12 protein-coding genes are annotated in these 14338 nt (G+C 73.8%); 3 read left to right on the top strand and 9 right to left on the bottom strand.

Annotated elements, in window-relative coordinates; genetic code table 11:
* Positions 1–1392, bottom strand: coding sequence for a MoxR family ATPase (locus ACYVKX_RS13620; RefSeq protein ID WP_460833215.1), 1392 nt, complete (start codon positions 1390–1392; stop codon positions 1–3).
* A 20-nt stretch (positions 1393–1412) separates the two neighbouring features.
* Between ACYVKX_RS13620 and ACYVKX_RS13615 the strand changes: the two genes are divergently transcribed.
* Entirely contained in the window at positions 1413–1880 is a 468-nt protein-coding gene (locus ACYVKX_RS13615; RefSeq protein ID WP_460833213.1) for a YchJ family protein, read from the top strand.
* 69 nt (positions 1881–1949) lie between these two features.
* Here the strand turns inward: ACYVKX_RS13615 and ACYVKX_RS13610 are convergent, their stop codons facing one another.
* Positions 1950–2846: a universal stress protein gene (locus tag ACYVKX_RS13610; protein ID WP_460833211.1), complete on the bottom strand. Its 897-nt coding sequence runs from the start codon at positions 2844–2846 to the stop codon at positions 1950–1952.
* Entirely contained in the window at positions 2843–3640 is a 798-nt protein-coding gene (locus ACYVKX_RS13605; RefSeq protein WP_460833208.1) for a universal stress protein, read from the bottom strand. The genes ACYVKX_RS13610 and ACYVKX_RS13605 overlap by 4 nt, the downstream gene beginning before the upstream one ends.
* Before the next feature lie 105 nt (positions 3641–3745).
* On the opposite strand from ACYVKX_RS13605, the gene ACYVKX_RS13600 reads away from it, so the two are divergent.
* On the top strand, positions 3746–4186 hold the full coding sequence (locus ACYVKX_RS13600) for a pyridoxamine 5'-phosphate oxidase family protein (RefSeq protein WP_460833205.1): 441 nt from the start codon (positions 3746–3748) through the stop codon (positions 4184–4186).
* Between the two features lie 10 nt (positions 4187–4196).
* Positions 4197–5744, top strand: a complete 1548-nt coding sequence (locus ACYVKX_RS13595) for a GAF domain-containing sensor histidine kinase (RefSeq protein ID WP_460833203.1) — start codon at positions 4197–4199, stop codon at positions 5742–5744.
* A gap of 164 nt (positions 5745–5908) precedes the next feature.
* Here ACYVKX_RS13595 and ACYVKX_RS13590 read toward each other — a convergent pair whose 3' ends face one another.
* From ACYVKX_RS13590 to ACYVKX_RS13565, 6 genes are all read right to left on the bottom strand, one after another.
* Positions 5909–6538, bottom strand: a complete 630-nt coding sequence (locus ACYVKX_RS13590) for a response regulator (protein ID WP_460833201.1) — start codon at positions 6536–6538, stop codon at positions 5909–5911.
* 12 nt (positions 6539–6550) lie between these two features.
* Positions 6551–9757 carry a thiol reductant ABC exporter subunit CydD gene (gene cydD, locus ACYVKX_RS13585; protein ID WP_460833199.1) on the bottom strand — a complete coding sequence of 1069 codons (3207 nt, stop codon included), beginning with the start codon at positions 9755–9757 and terminating at the stop codon, positions 6551–6553.
* Entirely contained in the window at positions 9754–10770 is a 1017-nt protein-coding gene (gene cydB, locus ACYVKX_RS13580) for a cytochrome d ubiquinol oxidase subunit II (RefSeq protein ID WP_460833197.1), read from the bottom strand. Before cydB ends, cydD begins: the two co-directional genes overlap by 4 nt.
* An 11-nt stretch (positions 10771–10781) precedes the next feature.
* A complete protein-coding gene (locus ACYVKX_RS13575; RefSeq protein WP_460833195.1) occupies positions 10782–12239 on the bottom strand; it encodes a cytochrome ubiquinol oxidase subunit I in 1458 nt (485 codons plus the stop codon).
* A gap of 377 nt (positions 12240–12616) precedes the next feature.
* On the bottom strand, positions 12617–13825 hold the full coding sequence (locus ACYVKX_RS13570; protein ID WP_460833192.1) for a lipid-transfer protein: 1209 nt from the start codon (positions 13823–13825) through the stop codon (positions 12617–12619).
* Positions 13822–14310, bottom strand: a complete 489-nt coding sequence (locus tag ACYVKX_RS13565) for a Zn-ribbon domain-containing OB-fold protein (RefSeq protein WP_460833189.1) — start codon at positions 14308–14310, stop codon at positions 13822–13824. The genes ACYVKX_RS13570 and ACYVKX_RS13565 overlap by 4 nt, the downstream gene beginning before the upstream one ends.
* Between the last annotated feature and the right edge of the window lie 28 nt (positions 14311–14338).

The following is a 14338-nucleotide window of genomic DNA, read 5'->3' as shown; positions in this document are numbered from 1 at the left end:
TCACCCGTAGACCGTCTCGCCGCCGTCGGTGTCCTTCCCGATCTTGCGGGCCAGGTAGAGGCCTTCGAGCGCGAGCTCGATCGCGCAGGCACGCTCGCCGTCGTTGGTCGCACCGAGGCGGTCGCAGACGTCGTCGTACAGCTCCGACTCGCCCAGCACCGGCAGGCCGGTGAGGAAGTCGCGGGCGGTGACCTGCTCGCCGGTGGTCACCATGGCGCCGTTCTCGATCGCCTCGACCAGCAGCGCGAAGTCGAGGCCGCGGAAGTGCGCGCGGACCGTCTCGGCGGTGGCAGTGCGGAGCAGGTGGGTGAGGGTCTCGGTCTCGCGGCCCTCCTCGCCGCTCTCGAACTCGACCTTGCCGCCGAGCACCTCGACCGCGGTCTCCAGGTCGACGACGCGCGCGACGGCGTCCTCGCCCTGCACGGTGGCGCGGTGGAGCGCGGCCGCGGCGATGGTCTCGGCGCCGGCGATCGCGAAGCGCGCCGAGACCCCGGAGCGCTGGTCGACCGCGCCGGACCCGCGCAGCTGCCGGGTGAACCGGGCCAGCACCTCGATCAGCGCGTCCGGCACCTCGGCGACCAGGTCGGCCTCCTGCCGGATGACCGCGACCTCGTCGGCGAGCTCGGTCGGATAGTGGGTGCGGATCTCGGCGCCGAAGCGGTCCTTGAGCGGCGTGATGATCCGGCCGCGGTTGGTGTAGTCCTCGGGGTTGGCGCTCGCGACGACGAGCACGTCGAGCGGCAGCCGCAGCACGTAGCCGCGGATCTGGATGTCGCGCTCCTCCATCACGTTGAGCATCGCGACCTGGATCCGTTCGGCGAGGTCGGGCAGCTCGTTGATCGCGACGATGCCGCGGTGGCTGCGCGGGATCAGCCCGAAGTGGATGGTCTCGGGGTCGCCGAGGCTCCGGCCCTCCGCGACCTTCATCGGGTCCACGTCGCCGATCAGGTCGGCGACGCTGGTGTCGGGGGTGGCCAGCTTCTCGGCGTACCGCTCGTCGCGGTGCTTCCACGAGACGCGGAGGTCGTCGCCGTACGACGCCGCGGCGGCCTTGGACGCATGGGTGATCGGCTCGTAGGGGTGCTCGCCGAGCTCGGAGCCGGAGATCACCGGCGTCCACTCGTCGAGCAGGCCGACCAGGGTGCGTAGCAGCCGGGTCTTGCCCTGGCCGCGCTCGCCGAGGAGTACGACGTCGTGGCCGGCGATCAGCGCCCGCTCGAGCTGCGGGATCACGGTGTCCTCGAAGCCGTGCAGGCCGGGCCACGGGTCGCGACCCTCGCGCAGCGCGGCGAGGAGGTTGTCGCGGATCTCCTCGCGCAGCGACCTCTGGACGTGGCCGGAGGCGCGCAGCTCGCCGACCGTGCTGATCTGCGGGTGGGAGGGAGCGGTCACGCCCATCACGCTACTGCGCGGTGGCAACCGTAGGGTTCGGTGTCGTCTCCGGTGTCGTCTCCGGTGTCGTCCGAGAGGTGGTGCGAGAGATGGCCCTCCAGCAGCCCTGCCCGTGCGGGTCCGGCGCGACGTACGACGCCTGCTGCGGTCGCCTGCATCGCGGCGCCGCGCCGGCCGTGACCGCCGAGGAGCTGATGCGGTCGCGGTACGCCGCCTACGCGGTCGGCGACACCGACTACGTGTTCCGCACCTGGCACCCGCGCACCCGGCCGGACGACCTCTCCCCCGACCCGGCGCTGACCTGGACCGGCCTCACCGTCGTGGGGTCGGGCGCGGACTGGGTCGAGTTCGTGGCGGCGTACGAGCGCGACGGCGTGGCCGGCGAGCTGCGCGAGCGCAGCGTGTTCGAGCGCCGGGGTGGACGTTGGGTCTATCTCGAGGCGGAGCCCCGAGTCCCTGGGGGCCCTGACTTCCCAGGGAAAGCCTGACGTTGTCAGGGGTTGCAACCCCTGACAACGTCAGGGATCACCGGTCAGCCGGGGATTCCCGCACACGCCCTACGAGAGCACCTCGACCGGCTCGGGGACCACCGCGACGATGCCGGTGGACTGCTCGGCGACGATCGAGGCGGTGCGGCCGTGGACCAGGCCGGCGATCCGGCCGCGCCGGCGGGTGCCGACGACGACCAGCTCGGCGTCCTCGCCGAGCCGCACCAGGGTGCGGTCGACCAGGCCGCGCTCGAGGGCGGTCTCGACGGCGACGTCGGGGTAGGTCTCGGCCATCCCGGCGACCGTCTCGGCGAGCAGCAGCCGCTCGGCGTCGTACCCCTCCTCGTCGGGGCCGACCGGGCCGGAGGTGGCACGGGCGTCCCAGATGCAGTGCACGACGCGGAGCGGCAGCGACCGCAGGGATGCCTGCCGGTAGGCGAAGTGCAGGGCCGCGGTCGAGCGCCCCTCCCGGTCGACGCCGACCAGGACCCCGCGGCGCGGGTCGGCGTCCCCGAGCGGGCGTACGACGACGACCGGGCAACTCGCGTCGCGCGAGAGCGCGTGGGCGACCGAGCCGAGCAGCAGGCTGGCGACCGGGCCGCGGCCGCGGGAGCCGACGACGAGCAGCGCCGCGTCGGGCGCGAGGCGCAGCAGGACGTCGCGTGGGTCGCCCTCGGCGACCACGCCGCGGACCTCGATGCCGGGCGCGGCCCCGAGCGCCGTCCGCGTGGCCGCGGCGAGCAGGTGCTCGGCCTCCCCGCGCGCCGCCTCCAGGAGGAGGCTGCTGTCGACACCGGCCTGCTCCAGCCAGAACATCGGCGGGAGCCCGACGACACCGATCGCCCTCACGATCGTGAGGTCGCGCCCCTCGGCCCGGGCCTGCTCCGCGGCCCAGACGACCGCGCGGTCGGCGGTCTCGGAGCCGTCGGCGCCGACGACGATCGTGTGCGGAGGGACGTCCGTCATGACTCCGAGCCTCCCACGGGGAGCGGGACCACAGCCACCGGGCAGGCCGCGCGCTCGATGACCGCGCTCGTCACCGACGCGTGCAGCGCGCCGCCGTGGTGAGCGCCGACGACGACGAGGTCCATCCGCTGCGACTCGCGCGCGAGCGCCTCGGCCGGGTCGTCCGCCACGAGCCGGGTCCGCGCCCGCACCTCGGGGAACTTCTCCGCCAGCCCGGCGATCGCCTCGGCGACGTCGAGACCGGCGTCCGCGTCGGACCCGCCGTGCAGGATATCGCTGTGCAGGATCGTCAGCGGCAGGTCGCGCAGCGACGCCTGGCGGTAGCCGAACTCCAGCACCGGGCGGGACCGCTCGCTCGCATCGAGACCGACCAGGACGCCGTACCGCACCAGGCCGGGGTGGCCGGGCCGGACGACGACGACCGGGCAGGTCGCGCGCCGGGCGAGCACCAGGCCGAGCGAGCCGAGCAGCACGCTGCGTACCGGTCCGCGGCCGCGCGAGCCGACCACGAGCGTCGCCGCGTTCGACGCCAGCTCTTGCAGCACCACCTGTGGGTCCGCCGGCCGGAGCGCCTCGTGGACGGCCAGGTCGGGGGCGAGCTCGCGCGCCCGGGCCCGGGCCGCACGGAGGAGCTCGCGCCCGTCGGGACGGACCGGGTCGTACCCGTGGGCGAGGGTGAGCTGGCGGCGCTCGCGCACCGCGTGGCCGACGGCCCAGTCCAGGGCCGCTGCGCAGGACGGGGACCCGTCGACGCCGACGACGACGGTCCCGCTCGGGATCAGGGTGGTCTCCATGGCTCCACGCTGCTCCCGCCGGTCCCGCGCCAGTAGCGGCGAAGGCCCCCGTGTTCGGGACCAACGACCCTGCCACCGCCGTACCTCCCAGCGCAGCATGGACGCATGTTGGAAGCCTTCGACCTGACCCGCGAGGAGTGCGAACGGCTGCTGCGCGCCGGCATCGGCGGGCGGGTCGCGCTCTCCTCGCCCACGGGTCCCTACATCGTCCCCGTCAACTACTCCGTCGTCGACGACGCGATCATCGTGCGTACGTCGCCGTACAGCGTGCTCGGCACCTACGGCCGCGACAGCATGCTGGCCTTCGAGGTCGACCAGTTCGACCACGAGCGGCAGCGTGGCTGGAGCGTCGTCGTGCGCGGCCGCGGCGAGGCCGTGATCCGGCCCGCGGACCTCGAGCACATCCGCGACACCTGGGAGCCGCGGCCCTGGGCGGCCGGAGCCCGGAGCCTGCACCTGCGGCTGCGGTGGACCGAGATCTCCGGACGCCGGATCGGCGACCACTGGGACCCGTCCGGGGCACTGCCGGTCCGTCGCACCGTGTGAGACTGGGGCCGTGCTGCCCGCCTCCACCCGTGCCCTGCTCGACGCGGTCACCGCGATCTCCTCCGACCTCGACCTGCGGGCGGTGCTGACCCGGATCGTCGAGGCGGCCACCCAGCTCACCGACGCGCGGTACGGCGCCCTCGGGGTGGTCGGCAATGAGGCGTTCCTCGTCGAGTTCGTGACGACGGGCATCAGCGCCGAAGAGCGGGCCCGGATCGGCGACCCCCCGCACGGCCGGGGCATCCTCGGCCTGCTGATCAGTCACCCGGAGCCGATCCGGCTCGACGACCTCACCAAGCACCCGCAGTCCACGGGGTTCCCGCCGAACCATCCGCCGATGGGGTCGTTCCTCGGCGTACCCGTGCGGATCCGCGGCACGGTGTTCGGCAACCTCTACCTGACCGAGAAGGCCGGCGGCGCTTCGTTCACCGAGCAGGACCAGGCGCTCGTCGAGGCACTGGCGAGCACGGCCGGCTTCGTCATCGACAACGCCCGCGCCTACGGGCTCAGCGAGCGCCGGCGTCAGTGGCTCGAGGCGTCCGCGACGCTGTCGGAGGCGCTGCAGCCGCCGATCGAGCTGGACCGCGGCCTCGCCGAGGTGGCCCGCGTCGCGCGGTCCGCGACCGGCGCCGCGGCCACCGCCGTCCTGCACCTCGAGGAGGGCAACCCGGTCCACACGATCGAGGCCGCGGACCCGGCCGCCGTCGGGGAGACGCTCGCCGGCCTCGAGGACCGGCCCTGGCCGCGGCCGGACTCCGAGCCCGTCGACACCGAGCTGGGCCCGTTCGCGGCCACCCTGGTGCCGCTGCGCACGCACCTGGTCAGCGCCGCGCTGCTGGTGATCCTGGTCGACCCCGAGACCACGCCGCTGCCGTACGACGAGCGCGTGCTGCTCGCGTCCTTCGCCGACCAGGCGGGGCTGGCGCTCGACCGCGCCCGCGCGATCGAGGAGCGCTCCGAGCTGGCCGTGACCTCGGACCGCGAGCGGATCGCGCGCGACCTCCACGACGTGGTGATCCAGCGGCTGTTCGCCACGGGGCTCCAGCTCCAGGGCGCGGTCTCGATGGCCCGCGCACCCGAGGTCGCCGAGCGGATCGACCAGGCGGTCGAGGCGCTCGACGTGACGATCCGCGACATCCGCAGCACGATCTTCGAGCTCCAGCACCACGGCCACGGCGACTCGCTGCGCGCCGACCTGCGCCGGCTGGCCGACGAGTACGCCCCGCTGCTGAAGTTCCACCCGGTCGTCCACACCGAAGGCCCGGTCGACACGGCGGTGCCGCGCGAGATCCGCGAGCAGCTGGTGCCGGTGCTGCGCGAGGCGCTGTCGAACCTGGCCCGCCACGCCGCCGCCGACCACGGCGAGATCCGCCTCGCCGTCGACGACCGCGAGGTGCGGATGACGGTCCTCGACGACGGCGTCGGCATCGGCCCGGGCGTCGCCGAGAGCGGGCTGCGCAACGCCCGGCGCCGGGCATCGGCGCTCGGCGGCGCGCTCGAGATCACCCCGCGCACGCCGCGCGGGACGTCGTTCGTCTGGCGGGTGCCGCTGCGCTGACCCGTCGGCCCGGCGCGGGCCGGGTTGTCGTGCGCCGCCGCTGGTTCACCATGGGGCCGGTTCACCATGGGATGGTGTCGAGCCTGCACTTCCCATGGCGGGCACACCGTGGGAAGTGCAGGCTCACCCACATACCGTGGTGAACCTGTGACGAGCGGCCCGGCTCAGCCGAGCAGCTTGCTGGCCAGCACCGCCGCCTGGGTGCGCCGCTCGAGGCCGAGCTTGGCGAGGATGCTGGAGACGTAGTTCTTGACGGTCTTCTCGGCGAGGAACATCCGCTCGCCGATCTGCCGGTTGGTCAGGCCCTCCGCGATCAGGCCGAGCAGCTTGAGCTCCTGCTCGGTGAGCTGGGCGAGCTCGGGCGCGGTGGTCTGCGGGTTGCGCACGCGCTCGAGCACGCGCGCGGTCAGGCTCGGGTCGATCAGCGAGTTGCCGGCGGCCACCTGTCGGATGGCCTCGACCAGGTCGTTGCCGCGGATCTCCTTGAGCACGTAGCCCGACGCCCCGGCCATGATCGCGGCGAACAGCGCCTCGTCGTCGTCGTACGACGTCAGGATGAGCCCCCTGATCGACGGGTCGACCGCGCGGACCGTGCGGCACACCTCGATCCCCGAGCCGTCCGGCAGCCGCGCGTCGAGCACGGCCACGTCCGGGCGCAGCGCCGGGACCCGGCTCGCGGCCTCGGCCGCCGTCCCGGCCTCGCCGACGACCTCGATGTCGCCGGCGCTCTCCAGCAGCGAGCGCAGGCCCTGACGGACCACCTCGTGGTCGTCGAGCAGGTAGACGCGGATCATGGGTCCTTCCTATCAGTCGCCGGGCCCGGCCGCGGAGAGACTGAGCACCCGGTCGACCCGGTCGAGGCCCGCCTCGGCGTGGGTGATCCAGACGACCGTGCGCCCGTCGCCGCGGTCGAGGACCTCGGCCGCGAGCTCGTCGGCGGTGGCGCCGTCGAGGTGGGCGGCCGGCTCGTCGAGCACCAGCACCGGCTGGTCGGCGAGCAGCGAGCGGGCGATCGCGATCCGGGCGCGCTCGCCGCCGGAGACCTGGGCGTGCCCGTCGCCGAGCCAGCTGTCCAGGCCGTCGGGCAGCCCGTCGAGCCAGTCGCCGAGCCGGGCCTGGCGCAGCGCGGTCTCGACGTCGGCGTCCGAGGCGGAGGGCCGCGCGAGCCGGACGTTCTCGACCAGCGTGGTCGCGAAGACGTGCGGGTCGTCGTCGACCAGGCCCACGGTGCCGCGTACGTCGGACAGCGCGATCTCGGGCAGGGCGCGGCTGCCGAGGCGGACGCTGCCGCGGACCGGGTCGACGAACCGCATCAGCAAAGATGCGAGCGTGCTCTTGCCCGACCCGGTCGGGCCGACGACGGCCACCCGGTCGCCGGGCGTCAGCGTGAGATCGAGGTCGCGCAGCACGACCCGGCCGTCCCAGGCCGCGTCGACGTGGTCGACCACGACCGTGTCGCCGTCGACGGGCATCGGGTCCGCGGGCGCCGACACCGCCGGCGTCCGGGCGGCGAGCGCGGCAAGCCGCTCCTCGGCGGCGCGGGTGCGGGCGGCGAGAGCCCCGGCGTCGGCCAGCGAGCCGGCCACCTCGCCGAGCGCCAGCGGCAGCAGCACCAGGAGGGCGAGCACCGGGCCGGAGACCGTGCCCTGGAGCAGCAGCGCGGCCGCCCCCACGGCGAGGCCCGCGCAGGCGAGCACCAGGGCGCGGCCGGTCGCGAGCCAGGTCGCGGCCGCGACGGTACGCCGCCCGAGCTCGGCGCTCACGGCGTCGACCGCCCCGACGGCGCGCTCCTCGGCCTGCCACATCGCGAGCTCGCTCGCGGCCTGGGTCGCCCCGACCACCGCGTCGGAGAGCCGGGCGCGCGCGGCCACCGCGTCGCGCTCGGCCCGCGCCGCGCCGGTCCGGGCGAGGGCGTAGGCGGCCACGCCCGCGAGGCAGACACCGGCCACCACCGGCAGGGCGGCCGGCGCGACGAGCGCCGCGAACGCCAGCGCGATCGCGGCCGTGATCGCGAACCCGCGCACCGGCATCCGCACCCGCAGCTCGCGATCCAGCACGCTGTCGACGTCGTCGACGACCGCGGCGAGCACGTCACCGCGCCGCCGGCCGAGCGCGCCCGGCGTGAGCGGCACGACGGCGTCGTACACCTCGACGCGGCGGGCGGCCAGCAGCCGCAGCACGACGTCGTGGGACCGCAGGCGCTCGGCGTAGCGCAGCGCCGGCCGCGCGATGCCGAAGGCCCGCACCGCCACCACGGCGACGAGCAGGGTCAGGATGGGGGGCTGGTAGGACGCCTGGACGATCAGCCAGCCGGCGGTGGCCGTCAGCGCCACCCCCGAGGCCGAGGACAGGCCGCCGAGCAGGGTCGGCAGCGCGAGGCCGCGGCGGCGCTCCTCGGCCGGCTCGGGCACCGGCGCCCGGCCCGCCACCGACGCCGACCGCGCGGCGACCACGGGCGTCGGGACCGGGAGCGTCACGACGCGGTCGGCGAGCGCGACGAGCGCCGGCCGGTGGGCGACCACGACGACCGCGCTGGTGCGGCCGAGCTCGACGACGGTCTCGGCGATGACCCGCTCGGTGGCGGGGTCGAGGTGGGCGGTCGGCTCGTCGAGCAAGACGTACGGCCGCCGCGCCAGCACCACCCGCGCCAGCGCCAGCCGGGCGCGCTCGCCCGCCGAGAGCGTCGTGCCGTCCTCGCCGAGCACGGTCGTGAGCTCGATCGGCAGCGCGACCCGCTCGAGCGCCGCGCGCAATTGCGCCGTTGTGGCATCGGGGACGGCGAGACGGAGGTTGTCGGCGACGGTGCCGGCCACGAAGACCGGCCGCTGCGGCAGCCACGCGATCCGGTCGCGGGTCGGCCCGTGCACGACGCCCGAGGTGGCCTCGAGCAGCCCGGCGAGCACCGCCAGCAGCGTCGACTTCCCGCAGCCGGACGGCCCGGTGACCGCGACGACGCCGCGGTCGGGTACGGCGAGCGACACCTCGTCGAGGGCGGGTACGGCGCGTCCGGGCCGCAGCACCGACACCCGGTCCAGCCGCAGCGCACCGGGGCGCCGCCGGGGAGTCGGGTCGGCGGCGTCGGTCAGCTCGGCCGCGGCCTCGAACGTCGCGACCCCCTCGCTGGCGGCGTGGAACTCGGCGCCGACCCGGCGCAGCGGCCAGTACGCCTCGGGCGCGAGCAGCAGCACGACCAGCCCGGTCTGCAGGTCCAGGCTGCCGTGCGCGAGCCGGATGCCGACGGTGACCGCGACCAGCGCGACCGACAGCGTCGCGACCAGCTCGAGCACCGCCGACGACGCGAACGCGATGCGCAGCGTCTCCAGGGTGCGCCGCCGGTAGCGGTCGGTGATCGCCCGGACCGTGCCCGACTGCGCCTCGGCCCGGCGGAAGGCCACCAGCGTCGGCAGCCCGCGCACCACGTCGAGGAAGTGCCCCGACAGCGACGCCAGCGCCCGCCACTGGGCCCGCGCCCGGTCCTCGGTCGCGAGCCCGACCAGGATCCCGAAGACCGGGATCAGCGGCAGCGTGCAGACCACGATCAGCGCGCTCATCGGGTCCTGCGTGGCGATCGCGACCAGCGTGACGACGGGCAGTACGCCGGCCAGCACGACCGCCGGGACGTAGCGGGTGAGGTACGGCTCCGCTGCTGCCGCACCCCTCGTCGCCAGCCCGGCCAGCTCGCCCGTCGACGTACCCGCGCCGTCCGTCCCGCCGTCGCGGAGGATCGCGCGGACCACCCGGCGGCGTACGTCGGAGCCGACGATCGCCGCCGCCCGCGCGGCCATCGCGTCGGTGGTCCACCCGACCAGCGCCCGCGCCGCGAAGACCGCGGCCACGACCACCGCCCAGGTCGCCACGTCGCCCTCGGCGAGGGCGGCCAGCACCAGCTCGGTCACCGCCCAGGCCTGGCCGACCAGCAGCAGGCTGCCGAGGACGCCGGCCACCAGCACGACGGCCAACGGCCCACGAGCGGGTGCCAGCTGGCGCCGTACCCGCGGGTCGGTCGGTCTCAATGTGCCGCCTCGAGCTCCGTGTCCGGAATGTGGTGCTCGGAGATCCGCTTGCGGAACACCCAGTAGGTCCACGCCTGGTAGCCGATCACGATCGGCGTGAAGATCGCGGCGACCACGGTCATGATCCTCAGCGTGTAGCCGGTCGCCGCCGCGTTGGTCGTGGTGAGCGAGTACGCCGCGTCGGTGGTCGACGGCATCACGTCGGGGAAGAGCCCGGCGAAGAGCCCGGCCACGGCCAGCGCGATGCAGGCGAACGTGCCGAGGAACGCCCAGCCCTCGCGGCCGGCGCGCGCCATCACGATGCCGCCGACCAGGGCGAGCGCGGCCACGGCGAACAGCACCGCGGAGGCGGCGTTGCCGGTGATCGACTGCGTCCAGATCAGGAAGCCGACCGCGGCGACCGCGGCGGCGAGACCGGACCCCACCGCCACCCGGCGTGCCCGGTGGCGGATGTCGCCGTCGGTCTTGAGCGCCAGGAACATCGCGCCGTGGGTCAGGAACAGCAGCAGCGTGACGACGCCGCCGAGGAGGCCGTACGGGTTGAGCAGCGTGAGGATCGTGCCCGTGAAGTCCTTGGTCTCGTCGATCGGGACGCCCCGGACGATGTTCGCGAACGCCACGCCCCACAGCAGCGCCGGCACGTACGACCCGACGACGATCGCCCGGTCCCACCACGAGTGCCAGACGGCCTCGGGCCGCTGGTGGCGGTACTCGAACGCGAGCCCGCGGACGATCAGCGCGAGCAGGATCAGCAGCAGCGGCAGGTAGAACCCGCTGAACAGCGTCGCGTACCACTCCGGGAACGCCGCGAAGGTCGCGCCGCCGGCGGTCAGCACCCACACCTCGTTGCCGTCCCAGACCGGTCCGATCGTGTTGATCATGATGCGCCGCTCGCGGTCGTCGCGGGCCAGCCAGGGCAGCAGCATGCCGACCCCGAAGTCGAAGCCCTCGAGGGTGAAGTAGCCGATCCAGAGGACGGCGATCAGGCAGAACCAGACGGTGGTGAGCTCCATGTCTTCCGTCCTCAGTAGGCGAACGCCAGCGGGCGGTCTTCGTCGTCGTCGCTGCCGCGCAGCGTCGGGTCGGGCGGCTCCTGGAACGGCTCGGCGCCCTTCTTGATGACGCGGAGCAGCAGCCCGACCTCGATGACCGCGAGTACGCCGTACAGCAGCGTCAGCGAGACCACCGAGATCCACGCCTCGGCGACGCTGACCCCCGGGGACACGGCGTTGCGGGTCGTCATCAGGCCGAACACCACCCAGGGCTGGCGGCCCATCTCGGTGAAGATCCAGCCGGTCGAGTTCGCGAGCAGCATGAGGATGGGGGTCGCGACCGCCATCCGGCCGAACCACCTCGAGGTCGGCGCGCGGCCGCGGCGGGTGAGGAGCAGGATCAGCGCCCCGAACAGCGCCGCCAGGGCGCCGAAGCCGATCATGTAGCGGAACGTCCAGTAGGTGACCGGGATGATCGGCGAGTAGTCGCCCGTCGGGTCGTAGTAGCGCGCGCCCGGGTCCTGGCCGAACTCCTCCTGGTACTGCGCCCGCAGGTCGTTGATGCCCTCGACCCTGCCGTCGAAGCTGCCGGTCCCGAGGAAGGACAGCACGCACGGGACCGTGAGCGCGAACTTCTCCGACTTCCCGTCCGGCGTACCGACCGTGAAGAGCGAGAACGGCGCGCAGGAGTTCTCGGTGTCGTAGAGCGCCTCGGCCGCGGCCATCTTCATCGGCTGGACCTCGGTCATGATCTTGCCCTGGTAGTCGCCGCTGACCGCGACGCCGACGCCCGCGATCAGCATGATCCAGGCGCTGAAGCGGATGCCCATCCGGTACATCGAGCGGTCGGCCTGGTGCCTCTTCGAGACGTAGAGCCAGGCGCTGACGCCGAGCACGAACGCGGCCGCGGTCATGTAGGCGGCGAAGACGACGTGCGGGAACGCCGCGAGCTGGACCTTGTTGAACATCACCGCCGCGAAGTCGGTGAGCTCGGCCCGGCCGGTGTCGGGGTTGTACTCGTAGCCGACCGGGTTCTGCATCCAGGAGTTGGCCGCGAGGATGAACCAGCTGCTGGCGAGCGTGCCGAGGTGCACCAGCCACATGCAGGCGTTGTGCAGCCCGCGCGGCAGCTTGTCCCAGCCGAAGATCCACAGGCCGAGGAACGTCGACTCGAGGAAGAACGCGAGCAGCGCCTCGACCGCGAGCGGCGCCCCGAACACGTCGCCGACGAAGCGGGAGTAGTCCGACCAGTTCATGCCGAACTGGAACTCCTGCACGATGCCGGTGACGACGCCGATCGCGAAGTTGATCAGCATCAGCTTCGCGAAGAACTTCGTCAGCCGCAGCCACTCCGGGCTCTTGGTGCGCAGCCAGAGGGTCTCCATGGTCGCGACCAGGGCGGTCAGGCCGATCGTGATCGGGACGAACAGGAAGTGGTAGACGGTGGTGATCCCGAACTGCCACCGCGCTATCTCGAGGATGCTGTCCACGTTGTGTGCTCTCCGCTCCGGACGTGTGGTGCGACGAGGGAAACGCTAGGAACGACGGAGGCCCTGTGGCTCCTGCCGAGGGTCCTTCGAACAGGGCCGAAGGTCCCGTCGTCCATGCTTGTGAAAACTTTCTCAAAGTCTGCGCCGAGACGGAAGGGGGGTCCGCCACCGGGTCCTCCCGGGGGTCCTCGAAAGGTGGCCTGGGTCTCAGCCGGGGCGCGACTCGGCGCAACTTGCCCGCCGAGGGGGCGCGACTCGGCGCAACTTGCCCGCCGAGGGGGCGCGACTCGGCGCAACATGCCCGCGCTGTCCACAGGATCTGGGCAAGACACGCCGACTCGGCATGCTCAGCCGGGCAAGACGCGCCGACTCGGCGGTCAGCGGCTGAGGATCACCGAGGAGCCGTGGCCGAAGAGGCCCTGGTTGGCGGTGATGCCGACGGTGGCGCCCTCGACCTGGCGGCCGGTCGCCTGGCCGCGCAGCTGCCAGGTCACCTCGCAGACCTGCGCGAGCGCCTGCGCCGGGACGGCCTCGCCGAAGCAGGCCAGCCCGCCGGACGGGTTGACGGGGATCCGGCCGCCGAGCGTGGTCTCCCCCGCGCGCAGCAGCGCCTCGGCCTCACCGCGCCGGCAGAGCCGGAGGTCCTCCATCCAGTCCAGCTCGAGCGCGGTCGACAGGTCGTAGACCTCGGCGAGCGAGACGTCGGCGGGGTCGATGCCCGCCTCCTCGTACGCCGCCTGGCCGATCGACTCCTTGAAGGTGCGCTCGGGAGGGGCGACCGCCGTACTGGCGTCGGTGGAGATGTTCGGCATGTCGAGGATCGTGTTCGGGAAGGTCGGCGTGACCGTCGAGATCGCGCCGATCCGCACCGGCCGGTCGACACCTCCCCCAGATCTGACATGGCGCGCGGCGTACTCGGGGCTGGCCAGCACCACCGCGGCCGCGCCGTCGGAGGTCGCGCAGATGTCGAGCAGGTGCAGCGGGTCCGAGACCACGGCCGACTCCAGGACGTCGGAGACCGACACCTCCTTGCGGTAGCGGGCGTTCGGGTTCGCCAGCCCGTGCCGCGCGTTCTTGACCTTGACCCGCGCGAAGTCCTCCCGGGTCGCGCCGTAGAGGTCCATCCGGCGGCGCGCGTACATCGCGAAGTACGCCGGGTTCGTCATGCCGAGCAGCCGGAACCGCAGCCAGTCCGGGTCGTCCCAGCGCTCGCCGGCGTTGGGCGCGAGGAACCCCTTCGGCGTGGTGTCGGCGCCGACCACGAGGGCCACCTCGGACAGGCCGGCGAGGATGCGGGCGCGCGCGGTGTCGAGGGCCTGGGCGCCGGTGGCGCAGGCGGCGTAGGACGTGGCGACCCGGGCCCCGTTCCAGCCCAGTGCCTGGGCGAAGGTCGCGCCGGCGACGTACCCGCCGTAGCCGTTGCGGACCGTCTCGCCGCCGACGACCAGGTCGACGTCGCGCCAGTCGACGCCGGAGTCGGTCAGCGCGGCGCGGGCCGCGTGCACGCCGTACTCCACGAAGTTGCGGCCCCACTTGCCCCACGGGTGCATGCCGACGCCCAGCACCGCGACATCGTGTGCGTTCACCGGTCGGCCTCCTCGCCCGTCTCCGTCACTCGCCCAGAGTCCAGCGGGCGCCAGCGCCAGATCGTGCGGTCGCCGGACTCGTCGGCGTAGAGCGTCTCGACCACGAGCTCGACCTCGCCGCCCACGCGCAGGTCCGCCACGCCGTACCCGTCGGCGACCTGGCCGACCACGACCAGCCCCTCCGGCAGCTCGACCGCGGCGAGCGCGAACGGCTCGTAGGGGTCGGTGCGGGAGAGGTACGGCGCCGGCGGCTGGTACTGCGCGTCCGTGTAGGACCACACCGTGCCGCGGCGCGAGAGCTCGGTCTCCTCGAACTCCTCTCCCCCGCAGCCGGGGTTGCGGCAGAAGCCCGCCTCCGAGGTCCCGCCCAGTCGCGGGAAGTACACCGTCCCGCACGCCGTGCACCTCGTGCCCAGCAGCGCCGGGTCCGGCCCGGTCGTGAACCAGCCCTCGATCGCCGGGGTCGCCGCTGGGGTCGCCGTCATGCCCGCACCGTACCAAGCAATTGCTTGG

This window comes from Nocardioides hungaricus, from assembly GCF_054782915.1.
Note: the sequence above shows the minus strand (reverse complement) of the source record. Positions and strands in the feature narration are given on the sequence as shown.